The organism is Hydrotalea lipotrueae, from assembly GCF_019249625.1.
GTDB lineage: Bacteria > Bacteroidota > Bacteroidia > Chitinophagales > Chitinophagaceae > Hydrotalea > Hydrotalea flava.
This window is the reverse complement of record NZ_JAESDL010000015.1, coordinates 39,004-58,170: the sequence shown is the minus strand read 5'-3', so window position 1 is coordinate 58,170 and position 19,167 is coordinate 39,004. Positions and strand designations below refer to the sequence as shown.

Genomic DNA, 19,167 nt, shown 5'->3' with positions numbered 1-19,167 from the left:
CCGGCACCAACACCTGCTACATTTTTTTGTCATCAAAATATTCCTCTCTTAAGGTAAAGCCAACAGTTTTTGTGGCATCATAATTTATATACAGCACATTGCTTGACCAACTGTTACTATTGCCGGCAACTTTCACTGTTTTAATGGTGCCATCGTAATCTAAACTGAACTTACTGCTCAAATTTGCATTCAATACCAAATCGAACTGATTAAAGTCAGTCCCTCCGTGAAAATTAAGGATTGCTTTAAATTTATCATCTTTTGTTCCGGTACTCAATTGGGCTATGGCAACTTTACGACCCGAAGTTGTTGTGGAGAAGTCGGTAGGATTGGCAATACCCACCATTATGGCTGTTTTACCGCCCAATGCAATATCAGCTTTAATACCTGTGTGAAAGAAGGGACCATAAGAAAATCCATAACTCATGCTATAGTTTCTGTTGGCATAAGCATCTAATACTTCATAGCCGATAAAAGTACCAAATTTGCCTGCTGTTAAGGTAACACCTTTAACAGGCGTATAGGTTAAAAATAACTGTTTAATAGCAGCCATGGTGCCTACATCATTGTAAGAGTAATTTTCGGCTCTTTTTCCAAAGCCTAAATCGGCAGTTGCACCTACTTTTCCAAAGGAGTGGTCAACCCTAACAGAGGCCATCCCTAATTCAAACGAATTTTTTGAATCGGTAAAACTGGTAAAATTGTTCGATTTAGCGTCGGAGGAGGGGTCAGTGAAATCAGTTCTGTAATAAGCATCAATTGCGTAAGTAAATGTGGTGTTACTTTCTATTTTTTTTGTAGAGTCCGTTTGGGCCTCAATAGAAGTGACTGCTGCAAAACTTATTGCAGTTAGTTGGCAGATTTTCTTTAACATTGTGGTTGGTTTTTTGTTAATAAAAGGGTACAGCAAATAGGCTTGGTCAGAAGTTTGTTACCTGCTGTACCTTTTTTGTGTTATGATGCATGCATAATAATTTCCTTTTGAATGATGGAGCCTTCTTCGTTTTCGCCAATCTCTTCTAATAAAATTGTTCCCTGAACGTACTTTTCGTCGTGTTGTGATTTGTCTAATCCTACTTCTTCTTCAGCTGAACTTACCCTTAATGGTAAAATGAAATTGATAAATTTGAATATGGCAAACGACATCGTGAAACTATATGCTACCACTATAAGCATGGCTTTGAATTGAATGAAAAACAAACCAGCATTACCATACAACCATCCATTATTCCCTGCTACATTCACAGTTTTAGTTGCCAATAAGCCGGTTAATAGCATGCCAACAATACCACCTAAACCATGGCAGGGGAAAACATCTAATGTATCATCGAGTGTAGACTTTGATTTATAATGAACCGCGATGTTAGAAATGACGGCTGCAATTACTCCTACAAAAATACTTTGAGGTATACCAATGAAGCCGGATGCAGGAGTAATGGCAACAAGTCCAACCACTGCGCCAATGCAAAAGCCGAGTACAGAGGGTTTTTTACCTTTTACAGCATCAAAAAACATCCATGAACATCCTGCGGCAGCGGCTGCAATACTGGTAGTAGCAAAGGCCGATACAGCCAAAGCATTAGCCGCCATTGCAGAGCCAGCATTAAAACCAAACCAACCAAACCAAAGCAAACCTGTACCAATTAAAACATAAGGTATATTGGCCGGAGGAATTTCTCTTTGCTCTATATGAGCTTTTCTACGTTTTAATACCAGTGCACCGGCTAAGGCAGCGCAACCTGCTGAAATATGTACTACAGTTCCACCTGCAAAATCCAGAACACCCATTTTTGCCAGAAAGCCATCTGGGTGCCATGTCCAGTGAGCAATAGGAGCATAAACTAATAAACTAAATAATGCAATGAACAATATATATGCAGTAAATCGAATGCGTTCCGCTACAGCGCCTACCACCAAACCGGGTGTTATAATGGCAAACATTAATTGAAATAAGGCAAATAAAGTAAGCGGAATGGTGGGGGCACCTATCCAGGGAGCCCCTGAAGCTACACCTTTAAAAAAAAAGTGCGTAGCTGGGTTACCAATGAATCCTCCAATGGAATCACCAAATGCCAAGCTATACCCTACAACCACCCAAAGAATGCTAACAATACCTGCGGCTACTACACTTTTTATCATAGTAGAAAGTACATTTTTTCTATGCACCATACCGCCGTAAAAGAAGGCTAATCCGGGAGTCATTAAAAATACCAATGCCGTTGCCACCAATATCCAGGCAATATCTGCGGTATTGTATTGACCTTTGGTATCCGTAAAATCTGGTAATGAAGGGATAAATAAAGCTGCGATTGCAACAATGCCAAGTAAAGTAAAAGGGGCAATTGCTCTAAAGGATACTTTTTTTACCATGATACAGATTTAAATTTAAATTTTATAAAAATATGAAATTTATTTTGCTAAAATAGCAAAAAAATTATAAAAACAAATAAAAATATCAAATGTAAATTATTGTAATTTGTATATATAATTTTGACAAAATAGTATTGGTTACTATAAATAACTGATTTTCAATTTTTTATGATGGTATAAATAAAAAAGTCACCCAAATGGGTGACTAATTAAAAAGTATTAAAATTTAATTAATTTAAATTACAGCCAATAAAGATTCATCTTTTGTTTCTAAAATTGAACTGCCCATCAAAAATTCATCTACCTTTCTGGCACATTCTCTGCCTTCACTAATGGCCCATACTACCAGCGATTGGCCTCTTCGCATATCGCCGGCTGTAAATATTTTGGCAATATTGGTTTGATAGTTTTTTTCAGTGGCTTTTACATTGCCCCTTTCATCTAATTCAACGCCAAGTTCTTCTATTAACCCACTGTGTTCAGGATGAACAAAACCCATGGCCAATAATGCCAATTCGCAAGGCATATCTCTTTCACTACCTTCTTTTTCAATAAACCTTGCCGGCTTTCCATCATTTGTAATAGTCCATTCCAAATCCACCACTTTAATGGCTTTCAGGTTGCCGTTTTCATCACCTAAAAAAGCTTTAGTTGCAATTGCCCATTTTCTGTCAGCTCCTTCTTCATGTGAAGTAGTGGTTTTTAATACCATTGGATATGTAGGCCAAGGCATATAAGGGGTTCTGCTTTCCGGTGGTTTGGGTAATAATTCAAATTGTGTAACTGATTTAGCTTTGTGCCGGTTAGAGGTACCTACACAATCACTTCCAGTATCACCACCGCCTATGATGACAACATTTTTGCTTGTGGCCATTAATTCATGCGATAGCATATTACTTTCTATACAGAAGTTTTCATCAACAGTTGGTTTTTTACCGGCCACTCTTTTATTGTTTTGTTTTAAAAATTGCATGGCAAAATATACGCCATTTAATTCCCTGCCGGGTATGTTCAAATCTCTTGGAAAAGTTGATCCCCCCGCCAATACAATAGCATTGAATTCTCGCAGTAAATCATTAATGCTAACATTTACGCCAACATTGGCATTGCATTTAAATACAACACCTTCTTGTTCCATTAATTGAATTCTTCTATCCACCACAGATTTCTCTAATTTAAAATCGGGTATTCCATAACGCAGCAATCCACCTGGCGCATCATCTCTTTCAAATATGGTTACTGCATGGCCTGCATAGTTTAATTGTGCAGCAGCAGCTAAACCTGCTGGTCCCGAGCCAATTACAGCCACTTTTTTACCGGTGTATACATTGGGTTTTTGGGGTTGAACAAAGCCTTTATCAAAGGCAATTTCAATGATATGTTTTTCAATTTCTTCAATGGTAACTGCAGGCTGATTAATACCTAAAACGCAGGCACTTTCACAAGGAGCGGGGCAAATGCGACCTGTAAATTCCGGAAAATTATTGGTAGAGATGAGGATGTCATAGGCCTCCTTCCAATTACCATCATACACTGCATCATTGAATTCGGGAATAACATTACCCAAGGGGCAGCCATTGTGGCAAAAAGGTACGCCACAATTCATGCAACGGGCTGACTGATGATTGAGTTGTTCCTCAGTAAAGGGAAGTACAAATTCTTTATAATCTTTTAACCGCTCTTCAACCGGTCTTTTTTTGGGAGTTTCTCTTTGAAATTCTATAAATCCTGTTGGTTTACCCATAATCATTTCTTTTAAAAATAATTGTTATTGCTCTTGTACAATGTTCAAATGCTTACTTAGATTGCTTAACAGTTTTTGCGCTTTTTTCTTTCAGCACTTTTTTATAATCTTTCGGAAATACCTTGATGAAATTTTTCAACTGGTTATCAAAATCATCCATTACAAAACGGGCCACCGTGCTGCCGGTATAATTGTAATGCGCCTGTATTAATTGCTGTAAATCCTTACTGTCTGCTTCATCAAGCGGATCTAAATCAACCATTTCGGTATTACAATTCTGTTTAAAATTGTTGTTTACATCATATATGTATGCAATGCCACCACTCATACCCGCTGCAAAGTTTCTTCCGGTATTTCCTAAAATAACCACTTTACCGCCGGTCATATATTCGCAGCCATGATCGCCCACGCCTTCTGTAACAGCTACAACACCTGAATTACGTACGGCAAAACGTTCGCCGGCTTTCCCCCTAATGTAGGCTTCGCCTGAAGTAGCACCATAGAAGGCAACATTGCCAATAATGATATTGTTTTCAGGAATATAAGAAGCGTTTTTGGATGGATATACAATGAGTTTGGCACCACTTAAACCTTTACCAAAATAATCATTGGCATCGCCTTCTAACTCAAGCGTAATGCCATTGGTATTGAAGGCTCCAAAACTTTGGCCTGCTGTGCCGGTAAAATTGAAATGAATGGTATCTGTTGGCAGTCCTTTTGAACGATAAATTTTTGTAATCTCATTGGAAAGTATTGCCCCAACTGTTCTATCGGTATTTTTAATGGGGAAATCGGCTTTTACTTTTTTGCCACTTTCAATGGCAGGTTTTGCTGCTTCCAATAATTTCCAGTCTAATACACCTTCTAATCCATGATCCTGCTCTTCCTGATGGTATAATCCTACATAAGGAGATGCTTCTTCTTTATACAAAATAGGCGAAAGGTCTAGTTTACTGTATTTCCAATGTTTTAGATTTTCACGTACGGTTAAGTTATCTACTTTTCCTACCATTTCATTGATGGTTCTAAAACCAAGTTCTGCCATAATTTCTCTGAGCTCCTGCACTACAAATTGAAAAAAATGTATTACATGTTCAGGATCGCCGGTAAAGCGTTTTCTTAATTCAGGATCTTGTGTGGCAACACCTACCGGGCAGGTGTTTAAATGGCATTTACGCATCATTATACAACCTTCTACAACCAATGCTGCAGTAGCGGCGCCCCATTCTTCAGCACCCATTAAAGTAGCAATAGCAATATCTCTTCCGGTTTTCATTTGTCCATCTGCCTGTAATACAACCCTACTGCGTAATTTATTTTTTACCAAGGTTTGGTGCGCTTCTGCTAAACCAAGTTCCCAAGGTAATCCGGCATGTTTAATTGAACTTAACGGAGAAGCGCCGGTTCCGCCATCATATCCTGAAATTAAAATAACATCAGCTTTTGCTTTTGCTACACCGGCGGCAATGGTTCCAACACCTGCTTTGGCAACTAATTTTACACTAATTCTGGCTTTTCTATTGGCATTTTTTAAATCGTAAATTAATTGCGCCAAATCTTCAATGGAATAAATATCATGATGGGGTGGGGGAGAAATTAACCCTACACCCGGTGTAGCGTGCCGAACCTTGCCTATCCATTCATCAACCTTATGTCCGGGTAGTTGACCACCTTCACCGGGTTTAGCACCTTGTGCCATTTTAATTTGCAATTCATCGGCTTCTGAAAGGTACAAACTGGTAACTCCAAAACGGGCAGAAGCCACTTGTTTAATGGCACTGCGCATACTATCGCCATTGGGCAATTTTTCATACCTCAATTCATCTTCACCACCTTCGCCCGTATTACTTTTTCCGCCCAGTCTGTTCATGGCAATGGCCAATGTGCTATGTGCTTCATGTGAAATAGAACCAAAACTCATGGCACCAGTAGCAAAGCGTTTATAGATATTTTCTGCGGGTTCTACTTCATCAATTGAAATTGGTTCACGGGTTCTTTTAAAATCTAACAAACTGCGGATGGTGCAAGCTTTTAAGCCTTGTTCGTTAATTAGTTTTGCATATTTTTTATAGGTATTGTAGTCATTCATTCTGGTAGCATATTGCAACAAATGAATGGTTTGTGGGTTGAATAAATGTTCTTCTCCCTTTCTTTTCCATTGGTATTGTCCACCAACGGCTAACCGTTGTACCGGAATATCTTTTTTACTGAAAGCGAGGTTGTGTTTGGCCAAAGCTTCACGGGCAATTTCATCGAGCCCCATACCTTGAATACGCGAAGTGGCTCCGGTAAAATATTTATCAACAACCGATTTGTTCAAGCCTACTATTTCAAATATTTGCGCCCCCTGATAAGATTGCAGGGTAGAAATACCCATTTTGGAGAAAACTTTTAACAACCCATCGCACACAGCTTTTATATAATTTTTTTTGAGTTGATCAACATCTAATTCGGTTTGCAAATAACCATCAATTTTCATATCCCGAATGGTAGAAAGCGCCAGATAAGGATTAATGGCTGTGGCACCAAATCCAATTAAGCAGGCAAAATGATGCACTTCCCATACATCACCGGCTTCAACAATAATACCTACCTGTCCGCGATAACCTTTTCTGATGAGATGATGGTGCACTGCAGCAGTGGCTAACAGAGATGGTATAGGAGCATGTTCACTATCAATGGCACGGTCTGAAAGAATCAATACCTCAAAGCCATCTTCCACTGCATCTACCGCATAGCGACAAAGCCGGTCAATACCCTTTTGCAATGAACCCGGTTTAGCATCGGCACGAAAATAGGTTTGTAGGGTTTTAGCCTGGAAAATACCTGTATCAATACTTCTTATTTTTTCTAATTCGTGATTGTTGAGTATGGGATGTTTTAAAGCTACACTATGGCAATCTAATGGATCTTCTACCAAAATATTTCCATTATTTCCTGCAAAAGTTGCCAGGCTCATCACCATTTTTTCGCGTATGGGATCGATGGGTGGATTGGTAACCTGTGCAAATAGTTGTTTAAAATAATGGCTTAGGTGTTGTGGTTGGTTGCTTAATACAGCCAAAGGCGTATCTGTTCCCATTGAGCCAATGGGTTCTTTTCCATCTAAAGCCATAGGCGCAATAATGGTTTCCAAATCTTCGGTTGAATAACCAAATGCTTTTTGGTATTTAAAAACCTGATCGTGATGCAAATGGCTAAACGTTACCCTTGGTTCCGGTAATTCTTCTAATCTTATTTTATATTTGTTTAACCACTCTGCATAAGGTTTTTTAGAACATATTTCGTTCTTTAATTCTTCATCACTAATAATTCTTCCCTGTTCCATATCTACCACAAACATTTTACCCGGTTGCAGGCGGCCTTTTTCAATAATCAAATTGGGTGCTACCGGCAATACTCCTGTTTCAGATGCCATGATAACACGGTCATCTTTGGTAACGCAATACCTGGACGGACGTAGTCCGTTTCTATCTAAAGTGGCCCCAATAATTTTACCATCTGTAAAAGAAATAGAGGCCGGACCATCCCATGGTTCCTGAAAAGCAGCATGAAATTCGTAGAATGCTTTTTTTACCGGATCCATTTGTTCGTTGCCATCCCATGCTTCCGGAATCAACATCATCATTACATGGGGTAGTGAACGACCGGAAAGGGTGAGTAATTCAATCATATTATCTAAACATGCTGAGTCTGACTGATTTTCTGTTACTATGGGCAACAGCATATCCATTTCTTCTTTGGTAAAATAAGGCGTAGTAAAGCCTTTTTCACTGGTTTTTAGCCAGTTTAAATTACCCTGGAGGGTATTAATTTCTCCATTGTGTGCAATGTATCGAAAGGGTTGTGCCAATTTCCAGGAAGGAAAAGTATTGGTAGCAAAACGAGAATGCACCAAACCAAATGCGCTGACTACTTTTTTGTTTACTAAATCGGGGAAATAATTCCGAACCTGCATACTGGTTAACTGGCCTTTATATACAATGGTTTTGTAAGATAAGGAAGCGATATAAAAACCAATGGTATCTTTTTTTACTGTATCTTGAATAGTATGCGAAGCATAATTTCTTAAAACAAATAATTTTCTTTCAAAAGCATCGGGATGATTGATATGATCAGGGCAGGCAATAAATACCTGTTCCATTTCGGGTTCAACTGAAAGTGCAGTAGATCCAATATTAGCGGGATTAACCGGTACTTTACGATAAGCCAATACTTCTAACCCCAATGTTTCGGCTGCACGATTAAAAATATCTCTGCATTCTTCTTTTAAGCGAATATCTTTTGGAAACAAGATCATGCCTACACCATATTTTCCAAAAGATGGAAGATGTACGCCAAGTTTTACACATTCTTCAAAGAAAAATTCATGGGGTAATTGTATCATAATACCGGCACCGTCACCCGTATTGTTTTCACAACCACAGGCACCCCGGTGCTCCATATTTTCTAAAATGGTTAAGGCATCCAATACATTTTGGTGCGATTTGTTTCCCTTAATATTGGCAACGAAGCCAATGCCACATGCATCATGCTCAAAAGCTGGGTTGTATAAACCGATAGTTTCAGCCATTTTTTTGTTAGAATTTACCATTGTTATTTAAATTGTTTTTATATAATGGCAACAATCGTTCAAATATATTCAATTTTTAGAAAAATTTGTATAAAAAATCTAAGTTTTTAAGCAAAAATTTAGATGAGATAGCTGTAAAGCGTATCCTGTTTATTAATTTCAGTAAAATCGATGTTATTGGTTTGCATTCTGGTTAAAAGGGGGCCATAATCATTACGGTCAGTTAATTCAATTCCTACCAATGCAGGGCCTGTTTCTTTATTGGTTTTTTGCATGTACTCGAAGCGGGTAATATCATCACTTGGCCCTAATACTTTGTTTAAAAATTCTCTAAGGGCACCAGGCCTTTGTGCAAATTGAATAAGAAAATAATGTTTAATGCCTTCATATTGTAATGAGCGTTCTTTAATTTCAGGCATTCTGTCAATATCATTATTACCGCCACTTACAATACAAACTACTTTTTTACCTGCAATTTGTTCTGCATACTGATCTAATGCGGCAATGCTTAATGCACCGGCAGGTTCTGCTACAATGGCATTTTGGTTGTAGAGGTTTAATATGGTAGTACACACTTTTCCTTCGGGTACCAAACAAATATTTGTAAGTGTTTCTTTACAAATAGGGTAGGTAAGGTTGCCTACTTTTTTAACGGCTGCGCCATCAACAAAACGGTCAATTTGTTCCAGCATTACAGGTCGGCCGGCCTCAAAAGCTTTTAGCATAGAAGGCGCTCCTTCGGGCTCTACGCCAATTAATTGCGTATTGGGGGCATATTGTTTAAAATAACTACCCACTCCGGCTGCTAATCCGCCACCGCCTACCGGGATGAATAAATAATCAATATTTGATAAGGATTCCAAGATTTCAATACCAACAGTGGCCTGTCCTTCAATTACTTTCCGGTCATCAAATGGAGGTATAAATGTCATTTCATTTTTGAGGGTGAATTGTTGTGCTGTATGGGAACAATCGTCAAAAGTATCGCCTGTTAATTTTATTTCAATAGCATCTTCACCAAACATTTTTGTTTGATGAATTTTTTGTTTTGGTGTTATAATGGGCATAAACACAATGCCCTTGATGCCTAAGTATTTACAACTATACGCAAAGCCCTGTGCGTGGTTGCCTGCACTGGCGCAAACCACTCCTTTCTTTAATTGTTCAGATGATAGGCTGCTTAACAAATTAAATGCACCGCGTAATTTATACGAGCGAACTATTTGTAAATCTTCCCGCTTCAAATATACCTGGCAGTTGTATTGGTTAGATAAAATTTGATTGTATTGCAAGGGCGTATGCGCTACCACCTGCTTTAGTTTTTGGTAAGCCTCACTATAATTGAATTGATATGTATTTTCTGCTACATGCATGTACTGATCATTAAAAGAAGATGATGGTGTGTATGTTACACCACCATCATCTTCATTCACTTTATTTTTGATTTTCGGGTCTTAAACTGCGCACTGTTTTTCCTGCTTGCCACATTTCACTTTCTCTTAATTCTTTCAATTCAACTTCTAATTTTTCGCGGTAATCGGGTTGGCTATTCAGGTCAATAGAACGCTGAGATTCTTTTCCGCTTGCAACACTTTCATATAATTCTTTAAATACAGGAGCTGTGGCATCTCTGAATTTCTTCCACCAGTCTAATGCACCTCTTTGAGCTGTAGTAGAGCAATTGGCATACATCCAATCCATACCATTTTCAGCAACCAACGGCATAAGGCTTTGTGTAAGCTCTTCTACTGTTTCATTAAAAGCTTCGCTGGGTGAATGACCTTTATCGCGTAGTACCTGGTATTGGGCAGCAAATATTCCCTGTATAGCACCCATTAATGTACCCCGTTCGCCGGTTAAATCGCTGAATACTTCTTTTCTGAAATCTGTTTCGAACAGATAGCCACTTCCTACGGCAATGCCTAATGCAATTACTCTGTCTTTCGCTTTACCGGTAGCATCCTGATAAATAGCATAGCTGCTGTTTAAGCCACGGCCTTGTAAAAACATTCTTCTTAATGAAGTACCGGAACCTTTTGGTGCAACTAAAAATACATCTACATCTTTTGGAGGTATGATGCCGGTTTGTTCATTGAATGTAATGCCAAAGCCATGCGAAAAATAAAGTGCTTTACCGGGTGTAAGGTGTTTTTTTACGGTTGGCCACAATGCTATTTGCGCAGCATCGCTTAACAGGTAACAAATAATGGTACCTCTTTGCAGTGCTTCTTCAATTTCAAATAAAGTTTCGCCGGGTACAAAGCCATCGGCAATGGCTTTATCCCATGTTTTAGAGCTTTTACGTTGCCCTACAATAACATTAATACCATTATCTCTTTGGTTTAAAGCCTGTCCGGGTCCTTGAACGCCATAACCAATTACAGCAACAGTTTCATTTTTTAATACTTCCTGTGCTTTTGATAATGGAAATTCTTCACGGGTTACTACGTTTTCTTCAACGCCGCCGAAATTCAATTTTGCCATTTTGCTAATTTTTGATTTTTAAAGTTGGTTGTTTACAATTATAAATTACATAGTAAATACTTCTGCCTGTTTACTGAGGTATTCATTTTCTATTACTTCCTCACCAGGTTCTGTTTGTTCAAATTCTTTTAATTTTTCATGAAAGCCATGGCTTGATTTAATGATGGCTACTCTTGCACTTCTTACAAATTCTATTAAACCGTAGGGTTCTAAAAATTTTACTAACCGATCGGTTTCTTCGCGATGACCGGAAGTTTCAAAAACGGTATAATCTTTTCTAATTACAACGGCTCTGGCGCCATATTCTCTTAATAACCTTTCTACTTTTACTTTTTCTGCAATGGCTTCCGTAGATACTTTGTACATGGCCAATTCCTGCCATACTATTTCATCTTCTGTATTGTAATAAGCTTTTAAAACTTCTACCTGTTTCTCTATTTGGCGGCATAGTTTTCTTACAATTTCTTCTGTTTCATTAATGACAATGGTAAACCGATGTATACCTTCTGATTCGGAAGGAGAAGTATTCAGGCTTTCAATATTTATTTTTCTACGCGAAAAAATGATGGCAATTCTGTTTAAAAGCCCGATTTGATTTTCGGTATATACGGTAATGGTAAATTCCTGTTTCATGTTGTTAATGTTATAATTTGAATCAATTGCATTTATTGTAACCTGATTTCTGCAACGCTGCAACCTTGCGGTACCATTGGGAAAACATTATTTTCTTTTCCAACCATCACTTCTAATAAATAACTACCGTTATGGTTCAACATGGTTTGTAATGCATTTTTTAAATCTGTTCTTTTATCAATACTATTTGCCTCTATTCGATAAGCTTTGGCTAATTGTACAAAATCGGGACTGGTAATATCAACAAATGAGTAGCGTTTGTCATTGAATAATTGTTGCCATTGGCGAACCATTCCTAAAAACCGGTTATTCAGTATGAGTATTTTTACATCTACGTTAAATTGCATAATGGTACCCAGTTCCTGTAAGGTCATTTGAAAGCCCCCATCGCCAATAATTGCCACAACTGTTCGGTTGGGTGCGCCAAATTTTGCACCAATGGCAGCGGGCAATCCAAATCCCATAGTGCCGGCTCCTCCGGAAGTGATATTGCTTTTTGACTGATTGAATTTTGCATAACGGCATGCAACCATTTGGTGTTGGCCTACATCGGTAACAATAATGGCATCCCCGTTGGTTAACTCATTCAATGTTTTAATTACTTCACCCATTGTCATAATTTCGGTACTTGGGTTCAGTTCTTCATGTATTACTATGTCGTATTCTTTTTGGGCAAAAGCACTAAACTTTTCAATCCACTCTTTATTTTGATTGGGTTGCAATAATTTAGTGAGCATGGGGAGCGTTTCTTTGCAATCGCCCCAAACCGGTACTGTTGTTTGCACGTTTTTGTCTATTTCTGCGGGGTCAATATCTAAGTGTATTATTTTGGCTTGTTTGGCATATTTGTCTAAACGGCCGGTTACCCTGTCATCGAATCGCATACCCACGGCAATGAGTACATCGCATTCATTGGTTAATACATTGGGGCCATAATTACCGTGCATGCCAAGCATTCCAACGTTTAACGGATGGTCTGTTGGCAGCGCGCTCAACCCTAAAAGCGTCCATGCAGCGGGCAGATTGGCTTTTTCTATAAATGCTTTGAATTCATTTTCAGCTCTACCTAAAATAACGCCCTGCCCAAATAGTACAAAAGGTTTTTTGGCTTCGTTAATGAGTTGTGCAGCTTGTTCAATGTATTCTTTTCTAACAAAGGGTTTAGGCCTATAGCTTCTAATATGTTCGCATTTTTTGTAGCCTTCATAATCAAATTTTTGCAACTGTGCATTTTTGGTTATGTCTATCAATACCGGGCCGGGTCTTCCTGTTCTGGCAATGTAAAATGCTTTTGCTAAAATATGCGGTATTTCAGTAGCATCGGTAATTTGGTAATTCCATTTTGTAATGGGTGTAGTAATGTTAATTACATCTACTTCCTGAAATGCATCGGTACCTAATAAGTGTGCAAAAACTTGGCCGGTTACACAAACCAACGGTGTACTATCTATCATTGCATCAGCCAATCCTGTTACCAGATTTGTAGCACCCGGTCCGCTGGTTGCAAACACTACACCTGTTTTACCAGAACTGCGTGCATAGCCTTGTGCAGCGTGAATGGCTCCTTGTTCGTGCCTTACGAGTATGTGTGTTAGTTCATTATTATAATCATACAATGCATCATAAATTGGCATAATTGCGCCACCGGGGTAACCAAATATGGTATCAACGCCTTCTGCCATAAAGGCTTCTAATACTGCTTGTGATCCGGAAATATTAGTGGTATTACCAGGAGTGGATGCTGCAATATTTTTAGGTGCTGTAAGTGTTGTTTCCATAAAATAATTTTAATTATGATTGATATGGTTTTTCGTCGGTAACGCAGCCTTCAGATGCAGAGGTTACCAACTGAGCGTATTTATATAAAACGCCATTGGTTGCTTTTAAAGCAGGACGTTTCCATTTTAATTTTCTGGCTTCAATAATGCTGTTATCTACCAACAGATTGATGGTGTTTTTTATTGCATCAATTTCAATAATATCATCATTTTCAACCAGTGATAATAGGCCTCCTGCAAATGCTTCGGGGGTAATATGGCCTACTACAAAGCCATGTGTACCACCACTGAAACGCCCGTCAGTAATTAATGCCACACTTTTACCTAAGCCTGCACCAATGATGGCACTGGTTGGTTTTAGCATTTCGGGCATGCCGGGTGCACCTTTCGGGCCTATATAGCGTATAACGACAACATCACCCGGTTTAATTAAATTATTTTCAATGCCTTTTATAAAGTCATGTTCACCATCAAATACTCTTGCTGTACCTTTAAAATGTGTTCCTTCTTTACCACTTATTTTTGCAACGGCACCTTCAGTGGCCAAATTGCCAAATAAAATTTGTAAATGTCCGGTTGCTTTAATGGGTTGTTCAACAGGTTTAATAACCTGTTGTTGGTTAAAATCAAGATCAGGAGCTGTTGCAACATTTTCAGCAACAGTTTTTCCTGTAGCGGTAAGGCATTGACCGTTCAGTAACCCTTTTTTCAATAAATATTTCATTACTGCAGGAAGACCGCCATACTGATGTAAATCTTCCATTAAATATTTACCGCTGGGCTTAAAGTCGGCAAGTACCGGAACTTTATTGCTAATTTTTTGAAAGTCATTAATGTTCAATGCTATGCCTACACTTTTGGCCATGGCAATTAAATGTAATACTGCATTGGTACTGCCTCCCATAATCATAACAACGGTGATGGCATTTTCGAAAGCCTCACGTGTCATAATATCTCTTGGTTTAATATCTTTTTCCAGTAATAATTTGATGGCTTTACCTGCTTCCTCACATTCTTTTTGTTTTTCTTTACTTAATGCAGGATTGGAAGAGGAAAAAGGAAGGCTCATACCCAATGCTTCAATGGCAGTTGCCATGGTATTAGCGGTATACATACCACCACAAGCACCTGCACCCGGGCAGGCATGTTGAATAATACCTTTAAAATCACCTTCATTTAATTTACCGGCAATTTTTTGTCCCAATGCTTCAAAAGCAGAAACAATATTTAAATCTTCTCCTTTGTAATGTCCGGGGGCAATGGTGCCACCATAAATCATAATACCGGGTCTGTTTAAACGGCCCATTGCCATGATAGAGCCTGGCATATTTTTATCGCATCCCGGAATGGTAATCAAACCATCATAATATTGGGCACCTGCATTGGTTTCAATACTGTCTGCAATTAAATCTCTGCTAACCAGCGAGTAACGCATACCCTCAGTTCCCATACTAATACCATCACTTACACCGATGGTATAAAATCGTAGCCCTAATAAACCATCTGTATGATCAACACTTTTTTTAACTGCTGTAGCCAGATCATTTAAATGCATGTTGCAGGGGTTTCCGTCCCATCCCATACTTGCTATGCCAATTTGTGCTTTATTAAAATCTTCTTCTTTAAAACCAATAGCATAATACATGGCCTGCGCTGCAGGTTGTGTTTCGTCTTTTGTAAGTGTTTTACTGTACTTATTTAATTCGTTCGGCATAAAATTAAAGTTGTAGAATGATGGTGGTGAATTAATTATTCGGTTCCTAACACTTCGTTTAAAAGTGTTCTTTTGTTTTCAGTAATTAAGTTTTTATAAGAAGTTTGAATGAGTTTGCTGATTGTTTCGGCCCAGGGTTTTACAAAGGGCTTATCATCTAATGATGCAATACCAATTACTTCGGCAGCAGTTCCGCAGAAGAAAGCTGCATCTGCATGGTACATATCTTCAATTTTAAATTGTATTTCTTTCACCGGAATGTTTAATTCGTTGCACAATTCCAATATGGTTGCACGGGTTATACCGGGTAAAATATTTCCCAATTTTGGTGTAAAGAGGGTGCCGTTCTTTTCAAAAAAAACATTTGCGCCAGGTGCTTCTGCAACATAACCATGCATATCTAATAACAAGGCTTCATCGTATCCTTTTTGCTTTGCCTCCTGACTGGCTAAGATAGAATTTACATAATGGCCGGTTGCTTTGGCATGAATGTGAAATGCTTTAGGATTAGGTCTTTCAAAAGAAGATGTTACCACACGTAACATTCTATCACCTAAAAATGGTTCCATTTTCCAAGCTTCAATAACAATATATGAAGTAGTATTTTGTACAAAGCTCATATTGGCAGGTGCATAAACTAACGGACGTATATATGCGTCTTGCAATTCATTTAGTGCTAACACTTTATATGTGGCTTCAATTAATTCTTCAACAGTATAATGATAAGGCAGATTTAGTGCTTTTGCAGATTGTTGTAACCGATGAAAATGGGCTTCAGGCTTAAATATTTTTGTTGTGCCTGCAATTGTTTTATAAGAGCGTATTCCCTCAAAAACACCATAACCATAATGCAATGTCTGGCCATATAAATCTGTAGTTGCATCGGCTGCTTTTACATAGCTGCCATTTAAATAAATAAAAGTATTTTCGTTGTAATACATGTGTTTGTTTTTGTTGTATGAAATAAAAAACCCGCCATTTTTAGAGGCGGGTCAAATTTGTTTATAGGTTAGAACAAATCAACTTACCCCCCTCTAAAGACAGGCAGAATAATGACAATAACTATCGCTGCTGTTAATACAAACAGACGAAAAGAAATTGTATTATAAAATTTGTTCTTCAACCTTTTTGTGTTTAGAACAAATATACCTGTTGTATGCTTAAGAACAAAGAACTTTTTTTGAGTTGAACAAGTTGGCATTAAATAATGGTAGACTTGCGCAACTCAATATTTTTATGATTGATGTCTTCAAAATTGTTATTGCTTGCAATAAAATCGCATATTAATTCTCCTATCGTTGATGTGAAATAAAAATTAATTGGATCTATATCTTTTGTAACAAATTTGTTATTGAGTGTCCAGCTTACACCGGCACGAACAATGGCGGCTTCATTCCCTAAACCAAAATAATCTAACATCATGGCAGCAGAAAGAATAGCTCCAAGCGGATTAGCAATGTCTTTACCTGCGGCTTGTGGGTAGGAACCATGAATGGGCTCAAATAAAGCAGTACTTAACCCGAAAGAAGCGGAGGGCAATAATCCTAAAGAACCACTTAACACACTTGCTTCATCACTTAAAATATCGCCAAACATATTTTCGGTAAGTATTACATCAAATTGTGCAGGATTTAAGATGATTTGCATGGCAGCATTATCTACAAATAAATAGTTCACCTCTACTTCCGGATAATTTTTAGCAACATCTTGCACTACTTTTCTCCAAAGCCTTGATGTTTCCAGCACATTTGCTTTGTCAACCAATGTTAATTTTTTTCTTCTTTGTTCTGCAGCTTTAAATGCACTGTGGGCAATGCGTTCTATTTCATTTGTTGTATAAATACATTCGTCAATAGCCTGAGTTTTTTCCTCGTTTAATTCTTTTTTTCCAAAATAAATACCACCTGTTAATTCGCGGTAAATTACAAAGTCAACGTTTTGTAATTGTTTTTCTTTTAAGGGTGACAGATAATGTAAAGACGGGTACGTTGTAACAGGGCGCACATTTGCAAACAACTGTAATGCTTTTCTTAATTTCAATAAACCCTGTTCAGGACGAACGGTTGCTGAGGGATTATTATCATACTTAGGATCACCAATTGCACCAAATAAAATTCCATCACTGTTTAAACAGGCTTCAATCGTTACATCGGGTAAAGGATCCCCTGTTTTATCGATGGCTATTGCACCCATTAAACATTCGGTAAAATGCCATTCATGGTTAAATTTTTCTGCAATAGCTTGTAATACACGAACAGCCTGTGCAGTTACTTCTGGGCCAATTCCGTCTCCATTTATAATAACTATATTTTTTTTCATACATTCCGTTTTAATTGTTTTCACAGATAATGGATTCAATCGTTTCTGGTTGCTTTGTTGAAGTTGATACTTTGCCAGCTATATGTTGATGAATGAATTGTTTGCCTTGCTGTAGCTGTAACACAAAATCAATTCCTTCAGGAATTTCATTTTCAACATGTGTAACATAGATTAAAGTGGTGTGATTGGTTGCTACAATTTGTTGTATGGTTGACAGGAAATATTGAATGTGTGCTTCATCCAATCCCTGACAGGGTTCATCTAAAATCAATAAAGGCGGACTTTTTACCAATGCTCTTGCCAATAATACCCAGCGTTGTAAACCCAATGATAATGCACCCAGTTTTTGTTGGCTGTATTCGTTCAGATGAAACTGTTGCATAATTGCGCTTATTGCAATTTGCTGATCATCCGTTAGCTTTTTATATACACCCATTGTATCAAAAAAGCCAGATGCTATGGTTTTTTCAACGGATATATCTGTGTCAAAATATTTATGTAATTCCGGAGAGATGTAGCCAATTCTTTTTTTTATATCCCAAATGCTTTCACCCTTGCCTCTTTGTTTTCCAAATATTTTAATTTGATTGGCATAGGCCTGTGGATTATCTCCTGTTATTAGGCTTAATAAAGTTGATTTGCCGGCACCATTATGTCCTTGAATCAGCCATTTTTCGCCACTATGAACCTGCCAGTTAATATTATCCAATATTTTTTTCGAACCATATTGAATGGTAGTATTTTTTATTTCAATCATTGAATGCGCCAAAGCTGTCTGTTTTTCAATTGGCTTTGTTACATTCATAAATCTGGGTAACGGTGTAGTATATGTATTTTTAATTTGGTATTCAGATTTTTTTAAAAACGCATAAATTCCGTTCAATTCAAGTGTTAATACATGCGTAATAACATCGGGCCAAAGTGTTCCGGAAGTAATAAAAATCAGTGTGGTTCCATTCCTGCCCAGGTGTTGCAATATTTGTAACAGGGTTTCTTTGGCTGCAACATCTAATCCGGTCATAATATTATCTGCAATCAATAACTGCGGTTGCTGCAGCAGTGCTTTAATAATTTGCAGTTTTTTTTGTTCACCATTCGATAATTGAATAAGTGGTGTTTGTAAGCGGTGCAGTAAATTAAATTGTTGGCAATAATTTAAATACAGTGCTTCTGTATCTGAAATACCAAATTGTTGCAAATGTTGCAGTAAATCGGCTTCAACAGTAATGCTGTCTGTTGCATCGCAACTATTGAAGCGTTGCTGGTAATAAAATTGTGATTGGTTGGTTAAATTTTTCCACCGATACGTATCTTCAATCATTACAATTTGTGCCTGGTCAGGTGTATGATTGCTATTGTTAATGTCAATGTTTCCTTTGTAAAAAATTTTTCCTGCAATGGCTTTTCCCAATGTCGTTTTTCCTGCACTTGCAGCACCGGTAATCAACAAATGCTCACCACTATTTAAAGTAAAAGACACATCCTGCAAAATGGTTTTACCATATTGTTTTATTTGTAAATGTTTAACCTGTATTGCGGGTGCTACATTCAT

12 protein-coding genes are annotated in these 19,167 nt (G+C 37.9%); all 12 read right to left on the bottom strand.

The window, feature by feature from the left end; all coding sequences use genetic code 11:
* Positions 1-16: 16 nt before the first annotated feature.
* Complete coding sequence (locus JK139_RS10010) at positions 17-874, bottom strand: outer membrane beta-barrel protein (protein ID WP_218331209.1); 858 nt, start codon at positions 872-874, stop codon at positions 17-19.
* A gap of 80 nt (positions 875-954) precedes the next feature.
* Positions 955-2,370: an ammonium transporter gene (locus tag JK139_RS10005; RefSeq protein WP_218331208.1), complete on the bottom strand. Its 1,416-nt coding sequence runs from the start codon at positions 2,368-2,370 to the stop codon at positions 955-957.
* Between the two features lie 235 nt (positions 2,371-2,605).
* Complete coding sequence (locus JK139_RS10000; RefSeq protein ID WP_074421048.1) at positions 2,606-4,114, bottom strand: glutamate synthase subunit beta; 1,509 nt, start codon at positions 4,112-4,114, stop codon at positions 2,606-2,608.
* A 52-nt stretch (positions 4,115-4,166) separates the two neighbouring features.
* Positions 4,167-8,708: a glutamate synthase large subunit gene (gene gltB, locus JK139_RS09995; protein WP_449555710.1), complete on the bottom strand. Its 4,542-nt coding sequence runs from the start codon at positions 8,706-8,708 to the stop codon at positions 4,167-4,169.
* 98 nt (positions 8,709-8,806) lie between these two features.
* Positions 8,807-10,120, bottom strand: coding sequence for a threonine ammonia-lyase (gene ilvA / locus JK139_RS09990; protein ID WP_317196304.1), 1,314 nt, complete (start codon positions 10,118-10,120; stop codon positions 8,807-8,809).
* 1 nt (position 10,121) lies between these two features.
* A complete protein-coding gene (gene ilvC / locus JK139_RS09985) occupies positions 10,122-11,171 on the bottom strand; it encodes a ketol-acid reductoisomerase (protein ID WP_068246779.1) in 1,050 nt (349 codons plus the stop codon).
* A gap of 45 nt (positions 11,172-11,216) precedes the next feature.
* The gene (gene ilvN / locus JK139_RS09980) at positions 11,217-11,804 is read right to left on the bottom strand and encodes an acetolactate synthase small subunit (RefSeq protein ID WP_081301281.1); all 588 of its coding nucleotides are present in this window, start codon (positions 11,802-11,804) and stop codon (positions 11,217-11,219) included.
* Positions 11,805-11,836: 32 nt separating this feature from the next.
* Positions 11,837-13,582, bottom strand: coding sequence for a biosynthetic-type acetolactate synthase large subunit (ilvB, locus tag JK139_RS09975; RefSeq protein WP_218331207.1), 1,746 nt, complete (start codon positions 13,580-13,582; stop codon positions 11,837-11,839).
* 13 nt (positions 13,583-13,595) lie between these two features.
* Complete coding sequence (gene ilvD / locus JK139_RS09970; protein ID WP_218331206.1) at positions 13,596-15,296, bottom strand: dihydroxy-acid dehydratase; 1,701 nt, start codon at positions 15,294-15,296, stop codon at positions 13,596-13,598.
* A gap of 35 nt (positions 15,297-15,331) precedes the next feature.
* A complete protein-coding gene (locus JK139_RS09965) occupies positions 15,332-16,237 on the bottom strand; it encodes a branched-chain amino acid transaminase (protein WP_218331205.1) in 906 nt (301 codons plus the stop codon).
* 259 nt (positions 16,238-16,496) lie between these two features.
* The gene (leuB, locus tag JK139_RS09960; protein WP_074419986.1) at positions 16,497-17,615 is read right to left on the bottom strand and encodes a 3-isopropylmalate dehydrogenase; all 1,119 of its coding nucleotides are present in this window, start codon (positions 17,613-17,615) and stop codon (positions 16,497-16,499) included.
* A 10-nt stretch (positions 17,616-17,625) separates the two neighbouring features.
* On the bottom strand, positions 17,626-19,167 hold the full coding sequence (locus JK139_RS09955; protein WP_218331204.1) for an ATP-binding cassette domain-containing protein: 1,542 nt from the start codon (positions 19,165-19,167) through the stop codon (positions 17,626-17,628).